This window comes from Pseudomonas sp. GW821-FHT02A08, from assembly GCF_059422045.1.
Window position 1 is genome coordinate 1 of the sequence record NZ_JBWKWD010000017.1, and the last position, 26,045, is coordinate 26,045.

Below are 26,045 nucleotides of genomic sequence, written 5' to 3' on the forward strand. Positions count from 1 at the left end.
TACGCCTTTTTGCTGGTTCCATTACGTCCTCCTGAAAAACAGATCAGAAGGTGTAAACCTTATTCAGGACGGGACACGCTTGTAAAAAAAGTGACTCGCCGTAAGGGCGAAACCATAGGTGGCCGTTACCGCAGGAATGGATATGTACACGATCAGCGAAAGACAGGTCGGCTGACAGACCGCCTTCGCGAGCAAGCCCGCTCCCACAGGATCGAGTACACCAGACAAATTCCGGTCGGTAATCGCCCAACAAAAATGCCCCGATCTCTCGACCGGGGCATTGGGTTTCAGTGCAACTTATATATAAAGCGTTGAAGCCTTAGTGCGATACCGCCCCGCTCGCCCCAAGGCCAGTCTGCGAACGAACAAACTGCGGGAAGAACAACGCCCGCTCGTTGTCAGCCGCAGTGGACTTGTCGGTAACCGAGAAGAACCAGATCCCGATAAAGGCAATCATCATCGAGAACAGCGCCGGGTACTCATACGGGAAGATGGCCTTCTCGTGATGCAGGATCTGCACCCAGATGGTCGGACCAAGCACCATCAGGCCCACGGCACTGACCAGCCCCATCCAGCCGCCGATCATCGCACCGCGGGTGGTCAGCTTCTTCCAGTACATGGAAAGCAGCAGTACCGGGAAGTTGCAGCTTGCCGCGATGGAGAACGCCAGGCCCACCATGAACGCAATGTTCTGGCTCTCGAACAGGATACCCAGGCCAATGGCCAGCACCGCCAGGGCGATGGTGGTGATTTTCGAGACGCGGATCTCGTCCTTCTCGTTGGCCTTGCCCTTCTTGATCACACTGGCGTACAGGTCGTGGGACACCGCCGAAGCACCGGCCAGGGTCAGACCGGCAACCACTGCCAGAATGGTCGCGAACGCCACCGCCGAGATGAAGCCCAGGAAAATACTGCCGCCCACCGCGTTGGCCAGATGCACCGCCGCCATGTTGTTACCGCCCAGCAAGGCGCCAGCAGCGTCTTTGAAGGCCGGGTTGGTGCTGACCAGCAGGATCGCGCCGAAGCCGATGATGAAGGTCAGGATGTAGAAGTAGCCAATGAAGCCGGTTGCGTACAACACGCTCTTGCGGGCTTCCTTCGCGTCACTCACGGTGAAGAAGCGCATCAGGATGTGTGGCAGGCCAGCGGTACCGAACATCAGCGCCAGACCAAGGGAGAACGCCGAAATCGGATCCTTCACCAGGCCGCCCGGGCTCATGATCGCTTCAGCTTTCGGGTGAACCTTGATTGCCTCGGAGAACAGCATGTTGAAGTCGAAGTTGACGTGCTTCATCACCATCAGTGCCATGAAGGAAGCACCGGACAGCAGCAGCACAGCCTTGATGATCTGCACCCAGGTGGTCGCCAGCATGCCGCCGAACAACACGTACAGGCACATCAGGATACCAACCAGGATCACCGCAACGTGGTAATCGAGACCGAACAGCAGCTGGATCAGCTTGCCGGCACCCACCATTTGCGCGATCAGGTAGAACGCCACTACCACCAGCGAACCGCAGGCGGACAGCGAGCGGATCTGGGTTTGCCCCAGGCGATAGGACGCCACGTCGGCAAAGGTGTATTTACCCAGGTTACGCAGGCGCTCGGCAATCAGGAACAGAATGATCGGCCAGCCCACCAGGAAGCCGATCGAATAGATCAGGCCGTCGTAGCCGGAGGTGAATACCAGCGCGGAAATACCCAGAAAGGACGCTGCCGACATGTAGTCACCGGCAATCGCCAGGCCGTTCTGGAAACCGGTGATCTTGCCGCCGGCGGCGTAGTAGTCGGCTGCAGAGTTATTACGCTTGGAAGCCCAGTAGGTGATGCACAGGGTGGCACCGACGAAGGCGACAAACATCACGATCGCCGACACGTTAAGCGGTTGCTTCTGCACGGCACCGGTCAGGGCGTCAGCCGCCCAGGCGCCAGGTGCGAAAGCTGCGATACTCAAAAGAGCCATTAGACGGCGGATCATTGCTGAGCCTCCTTGAGAATCGCATTGTTCAGGTCGTCGAACTCGCCGTTGGCGCGTCGTACGTAGATACCGGTCAGGATGAAGGCCGAGACAATCAGCCCGACACCGATCGGTATGCCCCAGGTAATCGAGGACTCAGGGCTGATTTTCGCCCCCAGCACCTGCGGCCCGTAGGCGATCAGAAGGATGAATCCGGAGTAAAGCCCTAGCATGATCGCCGAAAGAATCCAGGCGAATCGTTCCCTCTTGCTAACCAGCTCCTTGAAGCGTGGGCTGTTTTGAATCGAGAGGTAAATGCTGTCGTTCATTGTTTTTATCCTCGCAGCACAGATTTAGTTGGAACGGTATCCACTCTATGCGGCTGCGGGGCAGGTTCCAGACGACCTTAGTCTTAGAACCACATGACGTATTCGCCAATCTCCAGCACGTACAAAATAAATGTGGGAGCGGGCTTGCTCGCGAAGGCGTCATGACAGTCAACTTTCAGTCAACTGACAGACAGTATTCGCGAGCAAGCCCGCTCCCACAGGTTAAAGCGAGGTCGACTGTTACTTGGTCCAGGCAGCCACACGCTCAGGGTGCTTGGCGACCCAATCCTTCGCCGCGGCTTCAGGCTTGGCACCGTCCTGAATCGCCAGCATCACCTGGCCGATTTCATCCTTGGATTCCCACTGGAAGTTCTTCAGGAACCTGGCCACTTCCGGCGCCTTGGCTTCCAGCCCCTTGCTGCCGATGCTGTTCACGGTTTCAGCCGCGCCGTACACGCCTTTCGGGTCTTCGAGGAAGCGCAGTTTCCACTTGGCGAACATCCAGTGCGGCACCCAGCCGGTCACTGCGATGGATTCGTTCTTCTTCTCGGCACGGGTCAGCTCGGCGATCATGCCGGCGCCGGAACTGGCCTTGAGTTGATAACCGGCCAGGTCGTAGTCCTTGATCGCCTGATCGGTCTTGAGCATCACGCCTGAACCGGCGTCAATGCCGACAATGCGGTTCTTGAAGGTGTCGTCGGTCTTGAGGTCGTCAATGGACTTGGCCTTGACGTACTCCGGCACGATCAGGCCAATTTTCGCGTCCTTGAAGTTCGGGCCGTAGTCGACGACCTGATCCTTGTTCTTCGTCCAGTACTCACCGTGGGTCACCGGCAGCCAGGCCGACAGCATGGCGTCGAGTTTGCCGGTAGCCACGCCCTGCCACATGATCCCGGTAGCGACGGCTTGCAGCTTCACGTCATAACCGAGTTTCTGCCTGATCACTTCAGCCGCCACGTTGGTCGTGGCGACACTGTCCGACCAGCCGTCGACGTAACCAAGCGTCACGTCTTTGCCAGCGGCGCTCGCCACGGCCGAACTGATCGCCAGCACCAAAGCCGCACCTGCGCCCAAGAGTCGTCGCATCTTCATCGTTACTTCCCCGAAAGTGCTGCACTCGACGGATGCCGAGTCGCTTAAACGTATTGTTATGGTGCACAGCGCCCCCATCACGCCCACCGCAAACTCGTTCGAACATCAGCGGAGTACTGACACTTGCGATAATCAACCTGACGCTCTTGGCGACCTGCTCTGCCAGCGACCTCAAGGCATCGAGAAACGACATCAGAAAGCCATTAATCCTCAGCGCTACAAGCACCCCCTTCCAATCCGCTCGAACTTTGCATGTCAAAATCATGCAGGCCACCAGGCACGCGGCAAATGCAGGTAACATGCGCCGCTTTGTTCCCACACGGCCTGACCATGTCCGCGACCTCCCGCTTCCCTTTTGCTGCTTATCTATTCGCTTGCCTGCTCGGGCTGTTTGCCCTTGGCGGCTTCTGGTACGGCCTCGGCAAACCGGTGATCCTGCCGGACGTCGCCAGCGCAACGCACAAGTTGCAATGCGCCTCATACACCCCATTCGATAAAGACCAATCGCCGTTCGACGTGCCATTCAACTTGCGCCCCAAGCGTATGGATGCCGACCTCGCACTGCTGTCCAAAAGCTTCGAATGTATCCGCACCTATTCCATGACCGGCCTGGAAGCCCTGCCGGATCTGGCGCGCAAGCATGGCTTGAAATTGATGATCGGCGCCTGGGTCAACAGCAACCCGGTGGACACCGAGAAAGAAGTCGACCTGTTGATCGCCTCGGCCAACGCCAACCCGGATGTGGTGAGCGCGGTGATCGTCGGCAACGAAACCCTGCTGCGCAAGGAAGTCACCGGTGCGCAACTGGCGAAGCTGATCAACAAGGTCAAGAGCCAGGTCAAACAGCCTGTCACCTACGCCGACGTCTGGGAGTTCTGGCTCAAGCATCCGGAAATCGCCCCCGCCGTGGATTTCCTGACCATCCACTTGCTGCCTTACTGGGAAGATGATCCTTCGAACATCGACGCCGCCCTGCAACACGTGGCCGACGTACGCCAGGTGTTCGGCAACAAGTTCGCGCCCAAGGATGTGCTGATCGGCGAAACCGGCTGGCCAAGCGAAGGTCGCCAGCGCGAGACAGCCCTGCCGAGCCGGGTCAACGAAGCCAGATTCATTCGCGGCTTTGTCGCCATGGCCGAACAACAGGGCTGGCACTACAACCTGATCGAAGCCTTCGACCAGCCCTGGAAACGCGCCAGTGAAGGTGCGGTCGGTGGTTACTGGGGACTGTTCGACGCCGATCGCCAGGACAAAGGCGTGCTGGCGGGACCCGTGACAAACGTACCGTACTGGTCGCAGTGGCTGGCGGTGGGTGGCTTGATCTTCATCGGTACCTTGCTGCTCGGTGGCCGGGTCCGCACGACGCGCTCGGCACTGGTGCTGCCCCTGTTCGGTGCGCTGGCGGCGTGCTCGATTGGCGCCTGGGGCGACCTGGCACGGGTGACCACACGTTTTACCAGCGAATGGCTGTGGGTCGGGTTGCTGACGGTGCTGAATCTTCTGGTGCTGGCCCATGCCGCGCTGGCATTGAGCCCTCGTGGCGGTTGGCGTGGACGGGCTTTCAACCTGCTGGAACGCCGCGCTGGCTGGCTGGTTGCAACGACAGGTTTCGCGGCAGCCGTAATGATGCTGGAACTGGTGCTCGATCCGCGTTATCGCAGCTTCCCGAGTGTCGCGTTCATTGTGCCTGCGCTGGTGTATCTGTGCCGCCCGGTGAGCGTGCCGCGTCGGGAGATTGCCCTGCTGACCTTCATCATCGGCGCCGGCATTGCACCGCAGCTGTTCCGTGAAGGTTTGCAGAATCAGCAGGCCTGGGGTTGGGCGCTGGTGAGTGTGTTGATGGTGGCTGCGTTGTGGCGTTGCTTGCGGGTTCGCAAGGTTTAATTTTCATCAACCTTGCTGGCCTCTTCGCGGGCAAGCCCGCTCCCACAAGGATCTTTGTCGTACACAAATTCTGTGTTCACTGGACAACCCTGTGGGAGCGGGCTTGCTCGCGAAGGCTGACTATCAGGCGCTAAGGGAAGCCCTGACCAACCGCAACCCCGCAATCACCACCGCAAACACCGCCAGCGTCGTGTTGTACAACGCCAATGCCGGAAACCCGAACACCAGCGCCAGCACCGCCAGCCACCACCCTGCCCGCCCCGGAACAACGAAGCCGACGATCGCAGCCGCCAACGCAGCCCATCCCAGGACTGCGAAGTGAATCATCAGCCCCAGGTTCGATCGCACCTGGCATTCCCAACGATTCGCCTCATCCACGCAAATACCGACCCACTGCGCATCCTCCATGAAGCCATAACGCGCGCCATAACTGGCGGCCAGCCAGGCAGGCAGCAAAAAAAGCAGAAGGATCACGGGCAGGCGGCGGGACATGAAACACTCCAATTGGCGAAAAACGGCGGCCAGCTTAATCGCCCTCAAGGGTTTCGCAAGCGATAACAACTGTTAACTGGTCATTCAATCGCTGCAAAGTGTATCGTCCAGCTACTATTACTTCGAAATCAGGCCAGTTTGGTGCCGAGGGTTGGCACTTTGGCGCAAATCCGGTGGTCATAGCCTGCGAAATTCATTTGGCACCTTCTTCTAAGGGATTTAGTCATGCTCCGTTCCTTGCGCTTCGCTGCCTTGTTTGGCGGCCTTATATTGAGTGCGTCCGCGCTGGCGGTCGACATTGACGCCGCCAGTTATGGCTACCCCCTGACCAACCCGTTCGAGGCGACCATCGCGACCACGCCACCGGACCTGCGCCCGGAGTTACCCCTGGACGATGACATCGATCAGACGGTGCGCAGCGTCACCCTGCGTCCGGAACGGGCGTTCGAATTGCCGGACAATTTCTGGGCGGTCAAGAAACTCGACTACCGCATTGCCACGCAGGATCACGCCGCACCGCTGATTTTCCTGATCGCCGGTACCGGCGCGCGCTATGACAGCACCCTGAACGAATACCTGAAGAAGCTCTATTACAAAGCCGGCTACCACGTGGTGCAGTTGTCATCGCCCACCAGCTACGACTTCATGAGTGCCGCCTCGCGCTTCGCCACACCAGGTGTTTCCAAGGAAGACGCCGAAGATCTGTACCGGGTGATGCAGGCCGTGCGGGCACAGAACCCGAAAATGCCGGTCACCGATTACTACCTGACCGGGTACAGCCTGGGCGCACTGGATGCCGCTTTCGTTTCGCACCTGGACGAAACCCGCCGCAGCTTCAACTTCAAGAAAGTCCTGCTGCTCAACCCGCCGGTCAACCTCTACACCTCGATCACCAACCTCGACAAGCTTGTGCAAACGGAAGTCAAGGGCATCAACTCCAGCACTACATTCTATGAACTGGTACTGAACAAACTGACCCGCTACTTCCAGCAGAAGGGCTACATCGACCTCAATGACGCCCTGCTCTACGACTTCCAGCAGTCCAAGCAGCACCTGACCAACGAGCAGATGGCCATGCTGATCGGCACCTCGTTCCGCTTTTCGGCGGCCGACATTGCCTTCACTTCGGACCTGATCAACCGTCGCGGCCTGATCACCCCACCCAAGTTCCCGATCACCGAGGGCACCAGCCTCACGCCATTCCTCAAGCGCGCGCTGCAATGCGACTTCGACTGCTACATCACCGAACAAGTGATCCCGATGTGGCGTGCCCGCACCGACGGCGGCAGCCTGCTGCAACTGATTGACCAGGTGAGCCTGTATGCGCTGAAGGACTACCTGCACGAAAGCCCGAAAATCGCGGTCATGCACAACGCCGACGACGTGATCCTCGGTCCTGGCGACCTCGGTTTCCTGCGCAAGACCTTCGGCGATCGCCTGACCGTTTACCCGCTGGGCGGCCATTGCGGCAACATTAACTACCGCGTCAACAGCGACGCCATGCTGGAGTTCTTCCGTGGCTAAATATCTCCTGCTTTTGGCAGCGTTACTCTGTGCAGGTGTCGCCAATGCCGACAACAGCAAAGCCAATGCCCCCGTGGTCGTCGACAGCGATGGCTTCAAGGAGCCGCTGAGCAAACTCAAATTCAACCCGGGCCTGGATCAGCGCGAGTTCGAGCGTTCGACCCTCAGCGCGCTGGCCGTCTACGATCCGCTGGAGGAGTGGAACCGGCGCGTCTATCACTTCAACTACCGCTTCGACCAATGGGTGTTCCTGCCGGTGGTCAATGGTTACCGCTACGTCACCCCGAGCTTTCTGCGTACCGGTGTCAGCAACTTCTTCAACAACCTCGGCGACGTGCCGAACCTGTTGAACAGCCTGCTGCAACTCAAGGGCCAGCGCTCGCTGGAAACCACCGGGCGCCTGCTGCTCAACACCACCATCGGCATCGCCGGCCTGTGGGACCCGGCCACCGCCATGGGCCTGCCGCGCCAGAGCGAAGACTTCGGCCAGACCCTGGGCTTCTACGGCGTGCCGGGCGGCGCTTATTTCGTCCTGCCGATCCTCGGTCCGTCGAACCTGCGTGATACCGGTGGCCTGCTGGTGGATTACACGGCCGAGAATGCGATCAACTTCCTCAATGTGGCCGAGGTCAGCTCCAACCATCCGGAAGTATGGATCCTGCGCGGCATCGACAAGCGCAACCAGACCACCTTCCGTTATGGCCAGCTGAACTCACCATTCGAGTACGAGAAAGTGCGTTACGTATATACCGAAGCGCGCAAGTTGCAGATCGCCGAGTAAACCGGCAGCCGAAAAACACTGTGGGAGCGGGCTTGCTCGCGAAAGCGGTGTGTCAGACAACCTTTTTGGTGACTGACACACCGCTTTCGCGAGCAAGCCCGCTCCCACATTTGTTATGTGCAGTCTTCAGCCTTTCAGCGTTTTCCAGATCTTGCTGACAACCATAACCCCAACCAACACCACCGCACCCGCCACAATCCCCGCCACACCATTGAGCAACACCGGCACGATAAATCCGCCGCCACCCGCCGCGGCACCGACACTTTCGATCCAGTGATGCACCACCGGCACACCGTGCGTAAGGATCCCGCCGCCCACCAGAAACATCGCCGCCGTACCAATCACCGACAAGCTCTTCATCATGTACGGTGCCGCACGCAGAATCCCGCCGCCGATGCTTTTCGCCATCTGCTCGGGTTTCTGGGTCAACCACAGGCCGAGGTCGTCGAGCTTGACGATACCCGCCACCAATCCGTACACGCCGACGGTCATGACAATGGCAATGCCCGAAAGCACGATGATTTGCTGGGTCAATGGCGCGCCGGCGACGGTGCCGAGGGTGATGGCGATGATTTCCGCCGAAAGAATGAAGTCGGTGCGGATCGCGCCTTTGATCTTGTCCTTCTCGAACGCCACCAGGTCGATGGCAGGATCGGCCAACGCCTCGACCAACTGCGCATGCCCGGCGACATCTTCAACCTTGCTGTGCAGGAACTTGTGGGCGAGCTTCTCAAACCCTTCGAAGCACAGATAGGCACCGCCAACCATCAACAACGGCGTGACCAGCCACGCAATGAATGCACTGATCGCCAGCGCCGACGGCACTAGGATCAGTTTATTGATGAACGAACCCTTGGCGACCGCCCAGACCACCGGAATTTCCCGTTCGGCACGCACGCCGCTGACTTGCTGGGCGTTGAGTGCCAGGTCGTCACCGAGTACGCCGGCGGTTTTCTTGGCGGCCATTTGGGTCATCAAAGACACATCGTCCAGCACGGTCGCGATGTCGTCGATCAGCACCAGCAAACTGCTTCCTGCCATGAATCGGGTTTCCTTCTGCAATGAATGCGCAGCAGCATAGCGCGACATAAGAGCCTACGGTGCATTCTTGAGCGCCGCGCGAGGCCGGTGATACCATGCGCAACCGCCAGAACAGGCAAGGAATCACCGGGTTTATGAGCACTATCCGCGAGCGCAACAAACAATTGATCCTGCGTGCCGCCAGTGAGGAGTTCGCCGACAAAGGCTTCGCTGCGACCAAAACCAGCGACATCGCAGCCAAGGCGGGATTGCCCAAGCCCAACGTCTACTACTACTTCAAATCCAAGGAAAACCTCTACCGCGAGGTTCTGGAAAGCATCATCGAGCCCATCCTGCAGGCTTCGACACCGTTCAACCCGGACGGCGAGCCTGGCGAAGTGCTCAGCGGCTACATTCGCTCGAAAATTCGCATCTCCCGCGACCTGCCTTTCGCCTCCAAGGTGTTCGCCAGCGAAATCATGCACGGCGCGCCCCACCTGAGCAGCGATCTGGTCGAACAGCTCAATGGCCAGGCCAAACACAACATCGAGTGCATCCAGACCTGGATCGACCGCGGACAAATCGCCCCCATCGACCCCAACCACCTGATGTTCAGCATCTGGGCCGCCACCCAGACCTACGCCGACTTCGACTGGCAGATCACTGCCATCACCGGCAAGGCCAGGCTGGATGAAGAAGATTACGAAGCGGCAGCGCAGACGATTATCCGGTTGGTGCTCAAGGGGTGTGAGCCGGAGCGGTAGACCGAGTCGCGGCCTTCGCGAGCAAGCCCGCTCCCACAGGGAATTTGCAACACCATAGATCCAATGTGGGAGCGGGCTTGCTCGCGAATGGCGGCAACCCGATTTTAGATCAAACCCAGATCGCATCCCACAATGGATAATCGCCAAGCTTCCCGACCAGCCCGGCCCGCAATGGGTTAGCCACAACATATCGAGCCAGCTTTACCAGGTCTTCCTCTTTCCGCAGTGCATGATCATGAAAGCCTTGCTGCCAAAGGCTACCTGTTCTGCCGAGCGCCGAATTGACTGCACGAGTACTCAGGGATTTCGCCTGGCACATCAATTGCACCAGCGTCCCCTTTTGCAACTGAATCAACCAATGAAAATGATCGGGCATGACCACCCAGGCCAGTGTGTCGGCAAAGCCGTCATCCTGTGCCTGCCTGAATTGATGAACAACCAGTCTGCCAAGGGTGTAATCCCTGAAAACAGGCTCTCGCTTTAGTGTGTTGGCAGTCAGTAGATAGATGCGATTTTGCTCGGCGTAGCGGCCGATGCGCAGGCGGTGTGAAGCTGACAGCTCAGGCATTCCTTTGCCCCTCTAATGGATGAAATCCAGAAAAGGCTAGATCAGCGAAGACAGAATGGCGGGACAGACTTTTAGCTGGATGTGTCAGGGAGATTGCCTTCGCGAGCAAGCCCGCTCCCACAGGGGATTTGCAACACCATAGATCCAATGTGGGAGCGGGCTTGCTCGCGAAAGCGGTAGTTCAGTCAGCGCAAATCAAGCCGCCACCCCCGCATCCGCCACCAACCCCAACGCCTCGATGGCAGTGATCGCACACTGCTCGTCAACATCCGACAGATCGCCGCTGATCCCCACCGCCCCCAGCACGTTGCCGCCCTGATCCCGCACCAGCACACCACCCGGTGCCGGCACGACGCTGCCCTGCCCCAGGCTGTTCAACGCGGCGATAAATGCAGGGCGTTGCTGGGCGTCCAGCGCCAGCAGGCGTGAACCCTTGCCCAACGCAATGGCGCCCCAGGCTTTACCGATGGCGACGTGCGGACGCAGCAGGCTGGCGCCGTCTTCGCGTTGCAGGGTGATCAGATGCCCGCCGGCATCCAGTACCGCAATGGTCAAGGGTGCCGCAGAGATTGCACGCCCCGCGGTGATGGCCTCGTTGACCAGGTTGACTGCGACTTTCAAGGTTAAAGCGCTCATGGTGCCGTCCTCATTTTGTTTTTCGGAAAGTCGGTGGGCTGCGCGCTTGCGTCGCAGCCCGATGCAACAAATAGAACACAATGAGTTATTTTTTTGTATACAATAATTATCGAAAGGCGCCACATGCGACGAAAAGCCACAGTAGAACGGCCTTCCGACGAATGAAACAAGCGCTTGAGAAAATGGATTGACCTGCGCCGTCCGCCGTGAATACACTCTGCGCAAAGCCACTTGTATACAATTACAAAACGTAAAGAGGCACAAAACCATGAGCAAAATGAGAGCAATCGAAGCCGCCGTTCTGGTGATGCGCCGCGAAGGGGTCGATACCGCTTTTGGCATCCCGGGTGCCGCCATCAACCCGCTGTACTCCGCCCTGCAAAAGGTCGGCGGCATCGATCACGTACTCGCTCGCCACGTTGAAGGCGCCTCGCACATGGCCGAGGGCTACACCCGCACCAAGGCCGGCAACATCGGCGTGTGCATCGGCACTTCCGGCCCTGCCGGTACCGACATGGTCACCGGGCTCTACAGCGCCTCGGCCGACTCGATTCCAATCCTCTGCATTACCGGCCAGGCACCCCGCGCCCGTATGCACAAGGAAGACTTCCAGGCTGTCGACATCACCAGCATCGTCAAGCCAGTCACCAAGTGGGCAACCACCGTTCTCGAACCGGGCCAGGTGCCTTACGCGTTCCAGAAAGCGTTCTATGAAATGCGCTCCGGCCGTCCAGGCCCGGTGCTGATCGACCTGCCGTTCGACGTGCAAATGGCTGAAATCGAATTCGACATCGACGCTTACCAGCCACTGCCGCTGGCCAAGCCGACCGCTAGCCGCGTTCAGGTCGAGAAGGCTTTGGCCTTGCTGGACCAGGCCGAACGCCCATTGCTGGTGGCCGGTGGCGGCATCATCAATGCCGACGCCAGCGATCTGTTGGTGGAGTTCGCCGAACTGACCGGCATTCCGGTTATCCCGACCCTGATGGGCTGGGGCACGATCCCGGACGATCACCCACTGATGGTGGGCATGGTTGGCTTGCAGACCTCGCACCGCTACGGCAACGCGACCATGCTCAAGTCGGACGTGGTGCTGGGCATCGGTAACCGTTGGGCCAACCGTCACACCGGTTCGGTCGACGTGTACACCGAAGGCCGCAAGTTCATTCACGTCGACATCGAAGGCACTCAGATCGGTCGCGTGTTCACCCCGGACCTGGGCATCGTTTCCGACGCCGCTGCCGCGCTGACCGTGTTCATCGAAGTCGCTCGCGAATGGCAAGCCGCCGGCAAGCTGAAGAACCGCAGCGCCTGGCTGCAAGACTGCCAGCAGCGTAAAGCCAGCCTGCAGCGCAAGACTCACTTCGACAACGTGCCGGTCAAGCCGCAACGCGTTTACGAAGAAATGAACCAGGTGTTCGGCAAAGACACCTGCTACGTCAGCACCATCGGTCTGTCGCAGATTGCCGGCGCGCAGTTCCTGCACGTCTACAAGCCGCGCCACTGGATCAACTGCGGTCAGGCAGGCCCGTTGGGCTGGACCATTCCGGCGGCGCTGGGCGTGGTCAAGGCTGATCCGAACCGTAAAGTCGTGGCCCTGTCGGGGGACTATGACTTCCAGTTCATGATCGAGGAATTGGCGGTGGGCGCGCAGTTCAAGCTGCCGTACATCCACGTCGTGGTGAACAACTCGTACCTGGGCCTGATCCGTCAAGCGCAGCGTGGTTTCGACATGGACTACTGCGTGCAGCTGTCCTTCGACAACCTGAACGCGCCGGAACTCAATGGCTACGGTGTCGACCACGTCGCAGTGGCCGAAGGCCTGGGCTGCAAGGCACTGCGTGTATTCGAACCGTCCCAGATCCAGCCTGCCCTGCGCAAGGCCCAGGAGCTGATCGAAGAGTTCAAGGTGCCGGTGATCGTCGAGATCATCCTGGAGCGCGTGACCAACATTTCCATGGGCACCGAGATCAACGCCGTCAACGAATTCGAAGACCTGGCGCTGGTTGGCGACGACGCACCGACTGCGATTTCGTTGCTTGATTAAGATGTTCTGACACTTGTAGCAGCTGCCGAGGTACGAGGCTGCGTTGCGTGTCCGCAGGACCGCCATCGGGGGGCCGCTTCGCAGCCCAACGCAGCCTCGTGCCTCGGCAGCTGCTACGACTACTTTTTACGGGAGACCACCATGCCGCGTTTCGCAGCCAACCTGTCCATGCTGTTCACCGAACAGGACTTTCTCGCCCGTTTCGAAGCGGCCGTCAAGGCCGGCTTCACTGGTGTCGAATACCTGTTCCCGTACGACTTCAGCTCCGCCGAAATCAAGGCCCAGCTTGACGCACACGGTCTGACCCAAGTGCTGTTCAACCTGCCGGCCGGTGACTGGGCCAAGGGCGAGCGCGGTATCGCGTGCCTGCCGGACCGGGTCGAAGAATTCCGTGCCGGTGTCGACCTGGCCATCGCTTACGCGCAAGTGCTGGGCAACACCCAGGTCAACTGCCTGGCCGGTATTCGTCCGCAAGGCTTTGACGATGCCACCGTGGAGAAAACCTTCGTCGCCAACCTCAAGTACGCGGCCGACAAGCTGCAAGCGGCGGGTATCAAGCTGGTGATGGAAGCGATCAACACCCGCGACATCCCGGGTTTCTACCTGAACAACACGGCGCAAGCCCTGTCGATTCGCGAGCAGGTCGGCAGCGCCAACCTGTTCCTGCAGTACGACATCTACCACATGCAAATCATGGAAGGCGATCTGGCCCGCACCCTGCAATCGCACCTGGGCGAGATCAACCATGTACAGCTCGCGGACAACCCGGGGCGCAACGAACCAGGTACCGGTGAAATCAACTACCGCTTCCTGTTCGAACACCTGGACCGCATCGGTTACCAGGGTTGGGTCGGTTGCGAATACAAACCGTTGACCACCACTGAAGCGGGCCTGGGCTGGCTCAAAACCCACAACGCAATCTAAACGAACATGAAATCCCTGTAGGAGCTGCCGAAGGCTGCGATCTTTTGACTTTTACAATCTCAAGATCAAAAGATCGCAGCCTTCGGCAGCTCCTACAGGGGGTCACACAAAAACAAGAGGATTTTCTCATGGCTAAAATCGGATTTATCGGCACCGGCATCATGGGCCACCCAATGGCGGCGAACCTGCAGAAAGCCGGTCACAGCCTGTTCCTGTCGGCCCACCACGACCCTGCGCCTGCCGACCTGGTTGCCGCCGGCGCCGTTGCCCTGGCGAACCCGAAGGAAGTTGCCCAGGAAGCCGAGTTCATCATCGTCATGGTGCCCGATACCCCGCAGGTCGATGACGTGCTGTTCCGCGCCGACGGCATCGCTGCCGGCGTGGGCAAAGGCAAAGTGGTCATCGACATGAGCTCGATCTCCCCGACCGCCACCAAGGCTTTCGCGGCCAGGATCAACGAAAAAGGCGCGCAATACCTCGACGCCCCGGTCTCCGGCGGTGAAGTCGGCGCCAAGGCTGCGACCCTGAGCATCATGGTCGGCGGCGATGCCGACGCCTTCGAACGCGCCCTGCCGCTGTTCCAGGCCATGGGCAAGAACATCACCCTGGTCGGTGGCAACGGCGACGGTCAAACCGCCAAGGTGGCCAACCAGATCATCGTGGCCCTGAACATCCAGGCCGTGGCCGAAGCCCTGCTGTTCGCTTCGAAAAACGGTGCCGATCCGGCCAAGGTGCGTGAAGCACTGATGGGCGGTTTCGCCTCCTCGAAGATCCTCGAAGTGCACGGCGAGCGCATGATCAAGGGCACCTTCGATCCGGGCTTCCGCATCAGCCTGCACCAGAAGGACCTGAACCTGGCCCTGCAAGGCGCCAAGGAGCTGAACATCAACCTGCCGAACACCGCCAACACCCAGCAAGTGTTCAGCACCTGCGCGGCCATCGGTGGCAGCAACTGGGACCATTCGGCGCTGATCAAGGGTCTGGAACACATGGCGAACTTCTCGATTCGCGACAAAAAGTAAGCCCTGCCCCACCCCATGTGGGAGCGGGCTTGCTCGCGAAGGCTGCTTCACATTCAACAGAGATGTTGACTGACATGGCGCCTTCGCGAGCAAGCCCGCTCCCACACTGGACCGAGTTGCCCTTCAAATAACAAGAATTCCGGGAGCCCGCCATGTCGGTCGATCCGCAACAATTGCTGCGCGAGCTGTTTGCCACAGCCATCGATGCGGCGCATCCGCAACAAGTCCTCGAAGCCCATCTGCCTGCCGACCGTACGGGTCGCGTGATCGTCATTGGCGCCGGCAAGGCCGCAGCCGCCATGGCCCAGGTGGTCGAGCGCTGCTGGCAGGGCGAAGTGTCAGGCCTGGTGGTGACCCGTTACGGTCACGGCGCGCCTTGCGAAAAAATCGAAGTGGTCGAAGCCGCGCACCCGGTACCGGACGCCGCCGGCCTGGCCGTGGCCAAGCGTGTGCTTGAACTGGTCAGCGACCTCAGCGAAAACGACCGCGTGATCTTCCTGCTTTCCGGTGGTGGCTCTGCCCTGCTGGCTCTGCCGGCCGAAGGCATCACCCTGGCCGACAAGCAATCGATCAACAAAGCCCTGCTCAAGTCCGGCGCGACCATCGGCGAGATGAACTGCGTGCGCAAGCACCTCTCGGCGATCAAGGGCGGCCGCCTGGGCAAAGCCTGCTGGCCCGCCACGGTCTACACCTATGCGATTTCCGATGTACCGGGCGACCTCGCCACGGTCATCGCCTCCGGCCCTACCGTGGCCGACCCGAGCACCTCGGCCGAAGCGCTGGCGATCCTCAAACGCTACACCATCGAGGTTCCGGCTTCGGTGCGCACCTGGCTGCAAAGCCCCGAGTCGGAAACCGTAAAACCCGGTGATCCGAGCCTGGCCCGCAGTCATTTCCAGTTGATCGCCCGCCCGCAGCAATCCCTTGAAGCGGCGGCGGTGAAATGCCGTCAGGCCGGGTTCAGCCCGCTGATCCTCGGCGACCTGGAAGGCGAATCCCGCGAGGTGGCGAAAGTCCACGCCGGCATCGCACGGCAGATAGTCCTGCACGGTCAGCCGCTGGCGGCGCCCTGCGTGATTCTCTCCGGCGGCGAAACCACCGTCACCGTGCGCGGCAATGGCCGTGGCGGGCGCAATGCCGAGTTCCTGCTGAGCCTGACCGACAGCCTCAAGGGCCTGCCCGGCGTCTACGCGCTGGCCGGTGACACCGACGGCATCGACGGCTCCGAAGACAACGCCGGCGCGATCATGACCCCGGACAGTTACGCCCGTGCTGCCGCCCTGGGCCTGAGCGCCAGCGACGAGTTGGACAACAACAACGGTTACGGCTACTTCGAGGCACTGGACGCCTTGATCGTCACCGAACCGACCCGTACCAACGTCAACGACTTCCGCGCCATTCTGATCCTTGAGAGCACTAAACATGACGCCTGATAAAAAGGTCAAAATCCTCGCCACCCTGGGACCTGCCATTGACGGTATCGATGCCATCCGTGAGCTGGTGCTGGCCGGGGTCAACATCTTCCGCCTGAACTTCAGCCATGGCGATCACGCCGACCATGCCCAGCGTTTCCAGTGGATTCGTGAAGTCGAGCGCCAGCTCAATTATCCATTGGGCATCCTGATGGACCTGCAAGGCCCGAAACTGCGGGTCGGCAAATTTGCCGACGGCAAGGTGCAACTGGTACGCGGCCAGGCCCTGCGCCTGGACCTCGATGCCACGCCGGGCGATGAGCGCCGGGTCAACCTGCCCCACCCGGAAATCATCGCCGCCCTGGAGCCGGGCATGGACCTGCTGCTGGACGACGGCAAGTTGCGTCTGCGGGTAGTGACCAAGTACGCCGACGCCATCGACACCACCGTGATCAATGGCGGCGAACTGTCGGACCGCAAAGGCGTGAACGTGCCACAAGCAGTGCTCGACCTGAGCCCGCTGACCGCCAAGGATCGCCGCGATTTGACCTTCGGTCTGGAGCTGGGCGTGGACTGGGTGGCGCTGTCGTTCGTGCAACTTCCCGAGGACATCCGCGAAGCCCGCAGCCTGATCGGCGACAGGGCGTTCCTGATGGCCAAGATCGAGAAGCCCTCGGCGGTCGAGCAACTGCGCGAGATCGCCGAACTGAGCGACGCGATCATGGTCGCCCGGGGTGACCTGGGCGTGGAAGTGCCGGCCGAAAGCGTGCCGCAGATCCAGAAGAACATCATCGGCACCTGCCGCCAGCTCGGCAAACCGGTGGTGGTGGCGACGCAGATGCTGGAGTCGATGCGCTTCTCACCGGCGCCAACCCGCGCCGAGGTCACCGATGTGGCCAACGCCGTGGCCGAAGGTGCGGACGCGGTGATGCTGTCGGCGGAAACCGCGTCCGGCGAATACCCGCTCGAAGCCGTGCAGATGATGAGCAAGATCATCCGCCAGGTGGAAAACGGTCCGGACTATCAGACTCAACTCGACGTCAGTCGACCGAAAGCCGAGGCGACTGTTTCCGACGCGATCAGCTGCGCCATTCGCCGCATCAGCAACGTGCTGCCGGTGGCGGTGCTGGTGAACTACAGCGAGTCCGGCGCGTCGAGCCTGCGTGCGGCGCGGGAGCGGCCGACGGTGCCGATCCTCAACCTGACACCGAACCTGCAGACCGCCCGTCGCCTGAGCGTGGCCTGGGGTGTGCACTCGGTGGTCAACGATCGTCTGCGTCAGGTCGATGAAGTGTGCTCCACGGCACTGGAGATTGCCCAGGCCCAGGGCATGGCGCAGCGTGGCGACACCTTATTGATCACCGCCGGTGTGCCCTTTGGGCAGCCGGGATCGACTAACTCTTTGCGCATCGAGACGTTGATCTAGCGCCTGTACCGGCCTCTTCGCGAGCAAGCCCGCTCCCACATTGGTTTTGTGTCGTTCACGGAACCAAGACTGAACAAAGATTCAGTGTGGGAGCGGGCTTGCTCGCGAAGCAGGCGACACGATTCACCGGAAACACCACAGACTTCATCATGCCTGCCAACCATTTCAACACCCACTGCCCCGACTGGGCCGAAGCCTTGCTCAACGGCTTCAGCCAGATCTTTCTCCAGCGCAATCCGCTGTGCGGCCTGCTGTGCGTCCTGGCCATTTTGTTCACGGCGCCCGCCTTGCTCGGCGGCGCCTTGCTCGGTGGTGTCGCCGGGCTGCTCACCGCGCAACGCCGCAACTATGCCAAGGCTGACCGTCAGGCCGGGTTGTTCAGCTACAACGGCGTGCTGCTCGGACTGTTACTGAGCCTGTATTTCCCCTGGTCGGCGATGATGCCGCCACTGATTCTGGCCGCCGGAGGCCTGAGCGCGATGGTCACCCAGCAGTGGCTCAAGCGCGTCCGGTTCAGCCAATGCCTGCCGGCCTACACCGCGCCCTTCGTCGGGCTGGGCTGGTTACTGCTGTGCTTCGCCACGCCCTCGACAGAGCCGCATTTGATCGAAGTCAGCACGCTGAACATGCTCGCCGCGCCCCTCAAAGGCATCGGCCAGGTGATGTTCCTCGGTCATCCGTTGGCTGGTGCGATGATTGCCGCCGGTTTGCTGATCGCCGATCGCCGCGCATTCTGCTGGGCGTTGCTGGCGTCTGTCGCGGGCATGGGCTGGAGCCTGCTGCACCACGACTTCTACACCGCACTGCTCGGCCTCGGCGGCTACAACGCCGTACTCGCCGCCCTCGCCTTCAGCTCGCGGCGTCGCCAACCGTGGCTGCCGCTGGTTGGCATTGGCCTGGCGCTGTTGCTGACACCGGTGTTTGCCGCCATCGGTCTGCCCACCCTGACCGCGCCGTTCATTCTTGCCGGCTGGCTGATTCGCAGCATCGTGCAAATGCTCGGCAAAGCCACGGTCGAAAGCGTGCCTTGCGCTCCCGGGGAGAATCAACCTAGGCTGCGCTGATTTGCGGCCAAGGCGATGTGCATGATCAGCAACGACACGTGGCGTAATCGCCTGTACGTGATTATTTTCCAGACCGACACCGTCGCCGGTCGACGCTTCGACTCCACTCTGCTGCTGATCATCCTCGCCAGCCTGGTGGTGGTGGTCCTGGACAGCATCGATGACGTCCACCAGAACTACGCCAGCCTGCTGGCGTATATCGAGTGGGGCTTCACGGTGATCTTCCTCGGCGAGTACATCCTGCGCCTGTACTGCTCGCCCAAGCCCCTGCGCTATGCCTTCAGTTTCTATGGACTGGTGGACGTGCTGGCCATCGTGCCCGGCATTCTCGCGCTGTACTACAGCGATGCCCAGTACCTGCTGATCATCCGGGTGATCCGGATGCTGCGGATCTTCCGCGTGCTCAAGCTCGGTCCGTACCTCAAGCAAGCCCATTACCTGCTCGATGCCCTGCGCGGCAGCAAGCAGAAGATCCTCGTGTTCCTGCTCAGCGTCTGCACCCTGGTGACGGTGTTCGGCACCCTTATGTACGTGGTCGAAGGCCCGCAACATGGCTTCACCAGCATTCCCAAGGGCATTTACTGGGCTATCGTGACCCTGACCACCGTCGGTTACGGCGACATCGTGCCCAAGACCGCACTGGGCCAGGTCATCTCGTCGATGGTGATGATCACCGGTTACTCGATCATCGCCGTGCCCACCGGGATTTTCACCGCCGAACTGGCCACGGCCATGCGTGGCGGCCAGTTGCATCGCGACTGCCCGGTGTGTGCCAAGGACAGCCATGAACCCGAGGCGTCGTTCTGCTCCCGATGTGGCAATGCATTGTTCAAAAAACTGGAATAAGCAAAGAGCTTTTTAATCTTTAAGGGACTAAACGAGCCCGGCTATAGTCGCGTGCTTTGAAACCAACTAATAACCTGTAGGAGCTGCCGCAGGCTGCGATCTTTTAAACAGAAGATCAAAAGATCGCAGCCTGCGGCAGCTCCTACACAGAACAAGGAATTCGCAGTGAAAAAACTCTTTGGCGCCTCGCTTCTCGCCGCTGGCCTGGCCCTGGGCAACATCGCCCAGGCGGCACCGACCCTGCTCAACGTTTCCTACGATGTGATGCGAGATTTCTACAAGGACTACAACACTGCGTTCCAGAAACACTGGCAAGCCGAGCACAACGAAAACATCGTCCTGCAAATGTCCTTCGGCGGCTCCAGCAAACAGGCGCGTTCGGTGATCGACGGCTTGCCGGCCGATGTCATCACCATGAACATGGCCACCGACATCAACGCCCTGGCGGACAACGGCAAACTGGTCCCGGACAATTGGGTCACGCGCCTGCCCAACAACAGCGCACCGTTCACCTCGGCCACCGTGTTCATCGTGCGCAAGGGCAACCCGAAAGCCCTGAAAGACTGGCCGGACCTGCTCAAGGATGGCGTCCAGGTCATCGTCCCGAACCCGAAAACCTCCGGTAACGGTCGCTACACCTACCTCTCGGCCTGGGGCTACGTGCTGAAAAACGGCGGCGACGAGAACAAGGCCAAAGACTTCGTCGGCAAGCTGTTCAAGCAAGCGCCGGTACTCGATACCGGCGGCCGTGCCGCCACCACCACCTTCATGACCAACCAGATCGGCGACGTACTGGTGACTTTCGAAAACGAAGCGGAAATGATCGCCCGCGAGTTCGGCCGTGATCAGTTCGAAGTCATCTACCCAAGCGTTTCCGCCGAAGCCGAGCCACCGGTGTCGGTTGTCGACAAGACCGTCGACAAGAAAGGCACCCGTGCGGCGGCCGAGGAATACCTGAAGTACCTGTGGTCGCCGCAAGGCCAGGAAATTGCGGCAGCGAACTACCTGCGCCCGCGTGACCCGGCCGTGCTGGCCAAGTACACCGATCGCTTCCCGAAAGTGGACTTCCTGTCCGTCGAGAAAACCTTCGGCGACTGGCGCACCGTGCAGAAGACCCACTTCAACGATGGCGGGGTTTTCGACCAGGTCTACAGCGGTAAGTGATCACTGAACGGCAATGAAAAAGGCGACCTGCACAGGTTAATGCCGATCAGTCAGGCGAACCCGGACGCTACGCCTTCTTTGTAGCAGCTGGCGTAGCCTGCGTCCGGCTGTGCAGCAGTCGTAAATCCGGCTTGCACGAACTCCCTGACGTACCGCGAACTCTGATTTTACGACTGCTGCGCAGCCGGACGCAGGCTACGCCAGCTGCTACAGATCTAGCTCAGGTTGCCGCAGAAAATAATCTGGCTCCCGTCGGCCGGGCTTTCACGCACAACCAACGAATAGCCGCCCGCTCGAAGAGTCTCGTAGGCGACCGGTGCGCTCTTCCAGAAATACTGATGCGACGCCGCAGAATAGAACCGCGCATTCGGCCCGTCGTTCATGTCATAGGCCGGTTTCGCACCCAGGCTCGCACAGCTTCCCTGATAGATATAAGTCTGCAAACGACCCGGCAAAGCACTACCCATGCTTTCGCCACTGACCGCGAACCAGAACACCGTTGCATTACCGTCAGACATCATGATGGGCCGGGCGATTTTCCCGGCATTGATGGAAGTAGCGTTCAGGGGAACGTTGGTGACCTGACGATCAGGCACCGTCGAGCACCCGGAGATCAACCCAACCGCTACCACCAACGCCAGCGACGATACGATTTTCATCGTGATACTCCCGCTTGAAAGGACGCGTTGAAGTGATCCCCCTGTTGATTCTAGTTGTCAGGCCAATGTGGGCATTTCATCGGATGGTCGGTCGGGCCTGCAAAGACTACATCGGCGGCGTCACGCCATCCTTGCCCGCCGAAATCGACTGAGGGGTAAGCTTACCGTCAGTAATCTGCGTCACAAATGTCATATTCCTCCGATCATCACGCTCAGTTTCAGCAGACTGCAATCCCTCAACATCAATTTGAAGTCATCCACCCGAGCGATTCCGCCGAAGCCGAGCAACCGGTGTCGGTGTTCGACAAGATCGTCGACAAGACAAGAAAGGCACCCGAGCAGCGGCCGAGGAATACCTGAAGTACCTGTGGAGATTGCTGCGGCGAACTACCTGCACCCGCGAAATCCAGTCGTGCAGGCCAAGTACATGACCGCTTCCCGAAAGTGGATTTCCTGTCCGTCGAGAAGACCTTTGGTGGTTGGCGCACCGAGCAGAAGACCTATTTCAACGATGGCGGGATTTTCGACCAGTTCTACAGCGGTCAGTGATGACAGGGCGGTAACGAAAAGGCGATCCTAAACAGACGCCTTTTACGCTAACATCTTACATCTTCAGAAAATCACGACAGCAATAGCATCGACTCATATAGAAAGGACCAAATTTTTGAGTACGGAAAAAATCGGCGCAATAATTTTCGGAGTCATTACTTCAGTAACTGCCATAGCAGGACTATTCATTACGCTATCAAGCCCCAGCGCAGACCTAAACGCCAAAATTGACAAGCAAGTATCGTACACACCTCCGCAGTACGATAAACTGATGCGTGAGAGCAGAAAACTCGCAAGTCCGACAATACTCTCGGACCTCATAAACAAATCGCTTCCCGAAGTCAGCAACGAGCATAAAAACGAACTATTCGAAAGAATCAAAACCAATATACTCATGCCTTGGACTCCTCCATTCACAAACGGAGTCGAACAGTATCAAACAATGATTTTTATCAGCATATCCAATAAAGGATCCGCTATAGCAAAAGATGTCTACGTTGATCTTCCGCAGCACGCACTATTGATGATTGAAGATGATAAAAAAGAGGTTTCAAATTTAGGCGAACAAACACGACGCTATAAAATCCCCTCAATCAGACAAGGTGGCACTTTTCGAATTTGGGCCTGGTTTCCAACAGAACTGGAGAAAATTGACGAGTACGCAATTTCTATCGGCAGTGATCAACAAACAGCAGATATTGAGTACCCGAAAGCATTTACGGGATTGGCCTCTCGCGTAGCGGACTATTATTTGATTTTTATTTATCTCTCTATTTTAATGATACTTTCCTTCTTCTATTGGATATACGGTCTTTTTAAACCAACGGCGACCAACCCCTGATACTAATGACGTCTACATCGGCGGCGTCACGCCATCCTTGCCCGCCGAGATGGATTGAGCGGTGAGCGTGCCGTCAGCGCCCTGCGTCACAAAGGTCACGATCTTCACGCCCACCTTCAACAGGCTGCGATCGGCCGGCATCAGGTTGACGATGGGTACGTCTTCGGGGACCAGGATCTTTTGCTGGCCGCCCTTGTAGTTGACGGTCAGCACCCGACCATTGCTCACCACCAGGTCGCCGACGCTGCCGTTGGTCATGCTGCTGCCCTTGACCAGGTCAAACGGTCGATGACCGTCGCCACTGCCGGCCAGTTCCGGAGGGAAAACGTGGACCTCCAGGGCCTTGAGGGTGCCATCTTCCTGAGGAATAGCCGCTGAGCCAATGTAGCTGCCGGGCTTGATGTCTTCGATGTTGGCCAGGGTCACGGCGCGGACCTTGGTGTCCCTGGTCAGGTTGATCATCACGTTGTCGCCGCTGTTGGCACGGACTTTCAGCGCGTCCTGGCTGACACCGGTGATCTCGCCGCGCACACCGATACGTGTGCCCGGCGCATCCTCTGCCTGTACCAGGCCAACGCCGAAGACGCTGATCAAGGTTGCGACAACAGCGCGACGAATCAGCTGACGAAACTTCACATTCATGGGATGGCCCTCCGGTGGCAAGACAGGAAGAGAGAACATAAGCACGCTATCGAACAAGATGTAAGTGAATGTATCATTCAACTGCATAGTTCTGACGCAAGGCTCTTCGACGGGCGACACACGCGTTCGTCAGTCATTCCGCAATGGAATAATTGCTATCACTCCAATCCCGCTTCCGCCGTTTCAGTCAGCCCATTAGCCTGCGCGCATTCCTTTCCGTACAGCGAGACCCGTTATGAACCCAGCGACCCAGGTGCCCCACGGCACCGCGACAATGACCCGAGGCATGGTGCTGCTGTTCGCCTTCTGCTGCGGCGCCATTGTTGCCAACATCTACTACGCCCAGCCGATCATCGGCCTGATCGCCCCGGATATTGGCCTGACCAACACCATGGCCAGCCTGATCGTTTCCCTGACTCAGATTGGCTATGCGCTGGGGCTGTTTTTCCTGGTGCCGCTGGGGGATCTGCTGGAGAACCGTCGGCTGATGATCATCACCACCCTGGTGGCAATTGCCAGCCTGCTGGGCGCGGCGTTCACCGATCAGCCGAACGTGTTCTTGCTGATTTCACTGTTGGTGGGGTTCAGTTCAGTGTCGGTGCAGATCCTGATTCCGTTGGCCGCGCATCTGGCGCCGGAAGAAACCCGTGGCCGTGTGGTGGGCGGGATCATGGGCGGTTTGTTGCTCGGCATTCTGCTGGCCCGGCCGGTGTCCAGCGTGGTGGCCGACCACTTCGGCTGGCGAGCGATGTTCATGATTGCCGCGGCGTTGATGGCGGCCATCAGCATCGTGCTGGCCGTGACCATTCCCAAGCGTGAACCTGATCACAGCGCTTCCTATGGCCAGTTGCTGGGCTCGCTGTGGACGCTGTTGCGCAAACAACCAGTGCTGCGCCAGCGGGCGTTTTACCAGGGCTGCATGTTTGCCACCTTCAGCCTGTTCTGGACCGCCGTGCCGCTGGAACTGGCGCGCAATCACGGTTTGTCGCAAAGCCAGATTGCGATTTTCGCCCTGGTGGGTGCCATCGGCGCCATCGCCGCCCCCATCGCCGGGCGCCTGGCCGATGCCGGTCACACCCGCATTGCCTCGTTGCTGGCCCTGCTGTTCGCCAGCCTGAGTTTCGTGCCGGCGTTTATCCATCCGGCCTACAGCGTCATCGGCCTGGCGGTGACCGGCGTGGTGCTCGACTTCTGCGTGCAGATGAACATGGTCCTCGGCCAGCGCGCGGTCTACTCCCTCGACGGCAAAAGCCGCAGCCGCCTGAATGCGCTGTACATGACCAGCATCTTCATCGGCGGCGCCTTCGGCTCTTCGGTGGCCAGCGCGGTGTACGAACACGGCGGCTGGTTGTGGATCGTGATCGTCGGCAGCGCGTTTCCACTGTTGGCGTTGCTGCGGTTCTTGAGTGTTTCGCAGAAGGCTTCGCTGGCGACGGTATAAGTCGCTAAAAGCATGAATGCTATGCCGCACACCTGTGTTGCGCCCGTGCCTATCCAGGATCAACGATGATCCGTTACGCCGAGGTCAACCCCGATTACACTCAACGCCAGAGCCTGATGCGATGCTGGATGCGAATCGCGGCTGACCCGTTCAAGTGCCGCCCGGCCGGCGGCATGCACTTACAAGGAGTTGCCATGACCCGACGTACCTTTCTCATCACCGGCGCCAGCAAAGGCATTGGCCGGGCGGTGGCCGAGCACCTGGACCGGGCCGGTCATCGTGTGGTGGGCATTGCCCGCAAACCCGACCTGACGTTCCCCGGCATTCTGTTTCCCCTGGACCTGAGCGACCGAGCACTGACCAAGGAAGTACTGGCGGATCTGGCCCAAACGTACGAGTTCGATGGATTGGTGAACAACGTCGGCCTGGTGCGTGCGCAAGCGCTCGGCGAAATCGATCTGGATACCTTTGATGAGGTGATGCGGGTCAATCTGCATTCGGCCTTGCAGGCCACCCAGGCGCTGTTGCCGAACATGCGCGCCAAGGGATGGGGCCGGGTGGTCAACCTCTCCAGCCTGACGGTGCTCGGGATTACCCAGCGCACGGCGTATGCGGCGGCCAAGGCTGCGCTGATCAGCTTCACCCGCTCGTGGGCGCTGGAGCTGGCGCAAAGTGGTATCACGGTAAACGCCGTGGCGCCGGGGCCGACCGAAACCGAACTGTTTCGCGCCAACAATCCGCCGGGCAGCGAAGGTGAAGCGCGGTATCTGGCAAGTGTGCCGATGGGCCGCCTGGGACAACCACAGGAAATCGCCTCGGCGATTACGTTTCTGCTGTCGGAACAGAGCGGGTTCATCACCGGGCAGACGCTGTTTGTCGATGGTGGTGCTTCGGTGGGTAAAGCTGCTTTCTGATTAACGCCCACTAACAAATGTGGGAGCGGGCTTGCTCGCGAATGCGGACT

Annotated in this window: 24 protein-coding genes and 1 pseudogene; 16 read left to right on the plus strand and 9 right to left on the minus strand. The window is 59.6% G+C overall.

Translation table 11 applies throughout. The features are described 5' to 3' along the window. Window positions 1-319: 319 nt before the first annotated feature. From AC07W4_RS13875 to AC07W4_RS13885, 3 genes are all read right to left on the minus strand, one after another. Window positions 320-1,978 (minus strand): cation acetate symporter, encoded by a 1,659-nt coding sequence (locus AC07W4_RS13875; protein WP_008052645.1) that lies wholly within the window; start codon window positions 1,976-1,978, stop codon window positions 320-322. After that, window positions 1,975-2,286, minus strand: coding sequence for a DUF485 domain-containing protein (locus AC07W4_RS13880; RefSeq protein ID WP_008052644.1), 312 nt, complete (start codon window positions 2,284-2,286; stop codon window positions 1,975-1,977). The genes AC07W4_RS13875 and AC07W4_RS13880 overlap by 4 nt, the downstream gene beginning before the upstream one ends. Window positions 2,287-2,526: 240 nt before the next feature. Continuing rightward, complete coding sequence (locus AC07W4_RS13885) at window positions 2,527-3,378, minus strand: glycine betaine ABC transporter substrate-binding protein (RefSeq protein WP_495032813.1); 852 nt, start codon at window positions 3,376-3,378, stop codon at window positions 2,527-2,529. Window positions 3,379-3,666: 288 nt separating this feature from the next. Between AC07W4_RS13885 and AC07W4_RS13890 the strand changes: the two genes are divergently transcribed. Continuing rightward, a complete protein-coding gene (locus AC07W4_RS13890; protein WP_495032814.1) occupies window positions 3,667-5,262 on the plus strand; it encodes a glycoside hydrolase family 17 protein in 1,596 nt (531 codons plus the stop codon). 123 nt (window positions 5,263-5,385) lie between these two features. Here the strand turns inward: AC07W4_RS13890 and AC07W4_RS13895 are convergent, their stop codons facing one another. Beyond that, a complete protein-coding gene (locus tag AC07W4_RS13895) occupies window positions 5,386-5,754 on the minus strand; it encodes a hypothetical protein (RefSeq protein ID WP_495032815.1) in 369 nt (122 codons plus the stop codon). A gap of 225 nt (window positions 5,755-5,979) precedes the next feature. Between AC07W4_RS13895 and AC07W4_RS13900 the strand changes: the two genes are divergently transcribed. After that, a complete protein-coding gene (locus AC07W4_RS13900) occupies window positions 5,980-7,278 on the plus strand; it encodes a hypothetical protein (RefSeq protein ID WP_008052640.1) in 1,299 nt (432 codons plus the stop codon). Continuing rightward, window positions 7,271-8,059 (plus strand): MlaA family lipoprotein, encoded by a 789-nt coding sequence (locus tag AC07W4_RS13905; protein ID WP_008052639.1) that lies wholly within the window; start codon window positions 7,271-7,273, stop codon window positions 8,057-8,059. Before AC07W4_RS13900 ends, AC07W4_RS13905 begins: the two co-directional genes overlap by 8 nt. Window positions 8,060-8,185: 126 nt before the next feature. Here the strand turns inward: AC07W4_RS13905 and AC07W4_RS13910 are convergent, their stop codons facing one another. After that, the gene (locus tag AC07W4_RS13910; RefSeq protein ID WP_495032816.1) at window positions 8,186-9,100 is read right to left on the minus strand and encodes a DUF808 domain-containing protein; all 915 of its coding nucleotides are present in this window, start codon (window positions 9,098-9,100) and stop codon (window positions 8,186-8,188) included. Between the two features lie 134 nt (window positions 9,101-9,234). Between AC07W4_RS13910 and AC07W4_RS13915 the strand changes: the two genes are divergently transcribed. Further along, window positions 9,235-9,843, plus strand: coding sequence for a TetR/AcrR family transcriptional regulator (locus AC07W4_RS13915; RefSeq protein ID WP_015096199.1), 609 nt, complete (start codon window positions 9,235-9,237; stop codon window positions 9,841-9,843). A 109-nt stretch (window positions 9,844-9,952) separates the two neighbouring features. On the opposite strand, the gene AC07W4_RS13920 is transcribed toward AC07W4_RS13915, so the two are convergent. Together AC07W4_RS13920 and AC07W4_RS13925 are read right to left on the minus strand one after the other, a co-directional pair. Then, complete coding sequence (locus AC07W4_RS13920; protein WP_495032817.1) at window positions 9,953-10,411, minus strand: REP-associated tyrosine transposase; 459 nt, start codon at window positions 10,409-10,411, stop codon at window positions 9,953-9,955. A 195-nt stretch (window positions 10,412-10,606) separates the two neighbouring features. Continuing rightward, window positions 10,607-11,047, minus strand: coding sequence for a GlcG/HbpS family heme-binding protein (locus tag AC07W4_RS13925; protein WP_495032818.1), 441 nt, complete (start codon window positions 11,045-11,047; stop codon window positions 10,607-10,609). 268 nt (window positions 11,048-11,315) lie between these two features. Here AC07W4_RS13925 and gcl point away from each other — a divergent pair, with 268 nt between their 5' ends. The 8 genes from gcl (at window position 11,316) to AC07W4_RS13965 (ending at window position 20,949) form a co-directional block, all read left to right on the plus strand. After that, complete coding sequence (gene gcl / locus AC07W4_RS13930) at window positions 11,316-13,091, plus strand: glyoxylate carboligase (protein WP_008052634.1); 1,776 nt, start codon at window positions 11,316-11,318, stop codon at window positions 13,089-13,091. 141 nt (window positions 13,092-13,232) lie between these two features. Next, window positions 13,233-14,015, plus strand: coding sequence for a hydroxypyruvate isomerase (hyi, locus tag AC07W4_RS13935; protein WP_495032819.1), 783 nt, complete (start codon window positions 13,233-13,235; stop codon window positions 14,013-14,015). A gap of 128 nt (window positions 14,016-14,143) precedes the next feature. Beyond that, window positions 14,144-15,037, plus strand: coding sequence for a 2-hydroxy-3-oxopropionate reductase (locus AC07W4_RS13940; protein ID WP_008052631.1), 894 nt, complete (start codon window positions 14,144-14,146; stop codon window positions 15,035-15,037). Window positions 15,038-15,189: 152 nt separating this feature from the next. Further along, complete coding sequence (locus tag AC07W4_RS13945) at window positions 15,190-16,470, plus strand: glycerate kinase type-2 family protein (RefSeq protein ID WP_008052629.1); 1,281 nt, start codon at window positions 15,190-15,192, stop codon at window positions 16,468-16,470. Continuing rightward, a complete protein-coding gene (gene pyk, locus AC07W4_RS13950) occupies window positions 16,460-17,875 on the plus strand; it encodes a pyruvate kinase (RefSeq protein WP_495032820.1) in 1,416 nt (471 codons plus the stop codon). Before AC07W4_RS13945 ends, pyk begins: the two co-directional genes overlap by 11 nt. A 149-nt stretch (window positions 17,876-18,024) precedes the next feature. Next, the gene (locus AC07W4_RS13955; RefSeq protein ID WP_495032821.1) at window positions 18,025-18,939 is read left to right on the plus strand and encodes an urea transporter; all 915 of its coding nucleotides are present in this window, start codon (window positions 18,025-18,027) and stop codon (window positions 18,937-18,939) included. Window positions 18,940-18,960: 21 nt separating this feature from the next. Continuing rightward, entirely contained in the window at window positions 18,961-19,785 is an 825-nt protein-coding gene (locus AC07W4_RS13960) for an ion transporter (protein ID WP_008052626.1), read from the plus strand. Window positions 19,786-19,950: 165 nt separating this feature from the next. After that, window positions 19,951-20,949 (plus strand): sulfate ABC transporter substrate-binding protein, encoded by a 999-nt coding sequence (locus tag AC07W4_RS13965; protein WP_495032822.1) that lies wholly within the window; start codon window positions 19,951-19,953, stop codon window positions 20,947-20,949. Between the two features lie 215 nt (window positions 20,950-21,164). Here AC07W4_RS13965 and AC07W4_RS13970 read toward each other — a convergent pair whose 3' ends face one another. Further along, entirely contained in the window at window positions 21,165-21,608 is a 444-nt protein-coding gene (locus AC07W4_RS13970; protein ID WP_495032823.1) for a hypothetical protein, read from the minus strand. A gap of 240 nt (window positions 21,609-21,848) precedes the next feature. On the opposite strand from AC07W4_RS13970, the pseudogene AC07W4_RS13975 reads away from it, so the two are divergent. After that, window positions 21,849-22,157: pseudogene (locus AC07W4_RS13975) on the plus strand (sulfate ABC transporter substrate-binding protein); the annotation flags it as partial. 115 nt (window positions 22,158-22,272) lie between these two features. Continuing rightward, window positions 22,273-22,998 (plus strand): hypothetical protein, encoded by a 726-nt coding sequence (locus AC07W4_RS13980; protein ID WP_495032824.1) that lies wholly within the window; start codon window positions 22,273-22,275, stop codon window positions 22,996-22,998. Between the two features lie 12 nt (window positions 22,999-23,010). Here AC07W4_RS13980 and AC07W4_RS13985 read toward each other — a convergent pair whose 3' ends face one another. Beyond that, window positions 23,011-23,640 carry a hypothetical protein gene (locus AC07W4_RS13985; RefSeq protein ID WP_495032825.1) on the minus strand — a complete coding sequence of 210 codons (630 nt, stop codon included), beginning with the start codon at window positions 23,638-23,640 and terminating at the stop codon, window positions 23,011-23,013. 235 nt (window positions 23,641-23,875) lie between these two features. Here AC07W4_RS13985 and AC07W4_RS13990 point away from each other — a divergent pair, with 235 nt between their 5' ends. Next, the gene (locus AC07W4_RS13990; RefSeq protein WP_495032826.1) at window positions 23,876-25,081 is read left to right on the plus strand and encodes an MFS transporter; all 1,206 of its coding nucleotides are present in this window, start codon (window positions 23,876-23,878) and stop codon (window positions 25,079-25,081) included. 194 nt (window positions 25,082-25,275) lie between these two features. Then, window positions 25,276-25,995, plus strand: a complete 720-nt coding sequence (locus AC07W4_RS13995; RefSeq protein ID WP_495032827.1) for an SDR family oxidoreductase — start codon at window positions 25,276-25,278, stop codon at window positions 25,993-25,995. Window positions 25,996-26,045 lie beyond the last annotated feature (50 nt).

What these genes read in the sequence shown, in the direction of transcription:
- AC07W4_RS13875 (WP_008052645.1), bottom strand. Translation starts at nt 1,978, where the DNA reads ATGATCCGCCGTCTAATGGCTCTTTTGAGTATCGCAGCTTTCGCACCT.
- AC07W4_RS13880 (WP_008052644.1), bottom strand. Translation starts at nt 2,286, where the DNA reads ATGAACGACAGCATTTACCTCTCGATTCAAAACAGCCCACGCTTCAAG.
- AC07W4_RS13885 (WP_495032813.1), bottom strand. Translation starts at nt 3,378, where the DNA reads ATGAAGATGCGACGACTCTTGGGCGCAGGTGCGGCTTTGGTGCTGGCG.
- AC07W4_RS13890 (WP_495032814.1), top strand. Translation starts at nt 3,667, where the DNA reads ATGCAGGTAACATGCGCCGCTTTGTTCCCACACGGCCTGACCATGTCC.
- AC07W4_RS13895 (WP_495032815.1), bottom strand. Translation starts at nt 5,754, where the DNA reads ATGTCCCGCCGCCTGCCCGTGATCCTTCTGCTTTTTTTGCTGCCTGCC.
- AC07W4_RS13900 (WP_008052640.1), top strand. Translation starts at nt 5,980, where the DNA reads ATGCTCCGTTCCTTGCGCTTCGCTGCCTTGTTTGGCGGCCTTATATTG.
- AC07W4_RS13910 (WP_495032816.1), bottom strand. Translation starts at nt 9,100, where the DNA reads ATGGCAGGAAGCAGTTTGCTGGTGCTGATCGACGACATCGCGACCGTG.
- AC07W4_RS13915 (WP_015096199.1), top strand. Translation starts at nt 9,235, where the DNA reads ATGAGCACTATCCGCGAGCGCAACAAACAATTGATCCTGCGTGCCGCC.
- AC07W4_RS13920 (WP_495032817.1), bottom strand. Translation starts at nt 10,411, where the DNA reads ATGCCTGAGCTGTCAGCTTCACACCGCCTGCGCATCGGCCGCTACGCC.
- AC07W4_RS13925 (WP_495032818.1), bottom strand. Translation starts at nt 11,047, where the DNA reads ATGAGCGCTTTAACCTTGAAAGTCGCAGTCAACCTGGTCAACGAGGCC.
- gcl (WP_008052634.1), top strand. Translation starts at nt 11,316, where the DNA reads ATGAGCAAAATGAGAGCAATCGAAGCCGCCGTTCTGGTGATGCGCCGC.
- hyi (WP_495032819.1), top strand. Translation starts at nt 13,233, where the DNA reads ATGCCGCGTTTCGCAGCCAACCTGTCCATGCTGTTCACCGAACAGGAC.
- AC07W4_RS13940 (WP_008052631.1), top strand. Translation starts at nt 14,144, where the DNA reads ATGGCTAAAATCGGATTTATCGGCACCGGCATCATGGGCCACCCAATG.
- AC07W4_RS13945 (WP_008052629.1), top strand. Translation starts at nt 15,190, where the DNA reads ATGTCGGTCGATCCGCAACAATTGCTGCGCGAGCTGTTTGCCACAGCC.
- pyk (WP_495032820.1), top strand. Translation starts at nt 16,460, where the DNA reads ATGACGCCTGATAAAAAGGTCAAAATCCTCGCCACCCTGGGACCTGCC.
- AC07W4_RS13955 (WP_495032821.1), top strand. Translation starts at nt 18,025, where the DNA reads ATGCCTGCCAACCATTTCAACACCCACTGCCCCGACTGGGCCGAAGCC.
- AC07W4_RS13960 (WP_008052626.1), top strand. Translation starts at nt 18,961, where the DNA reads ATGATCAGCAACGACACGTGGCGTAATCGCCTGTACGTGATTATTTTC.
- AC07W4_RS13970 (WP_495032823.1), bottom strand. Translation starts at nt 21,608, where the DNA reads ATGAAAATCGTATCGTCGCTGGCGTTGGTGGTAGCGGTTGGGTTGATC.
- AC07W4_RS13985 (WP_495032825.1), bottom strand. Translation starts at nt 23,640, where the DNA reads ATGAATGTGAAGTTTCGTCAGCTGATTCGTCGCGCTGTTGTCGCAACC.
- AC07W4_RS13990 (WP_495032826.1), top strand. Translation starts at nt 23,876, where the DNA reads ATGAACCCAGCGACCCAGGTGCCCCACGGCACCGCGACAATGACCCGA.
- AC07W4_RS13995 (WP_495032827.1), top strand. Translation starts at nt 25,276, where the DNA reads ATGACCCGACGTACCTTTCTCATCACCGGCGCCAGCAAAGGCATTGGC.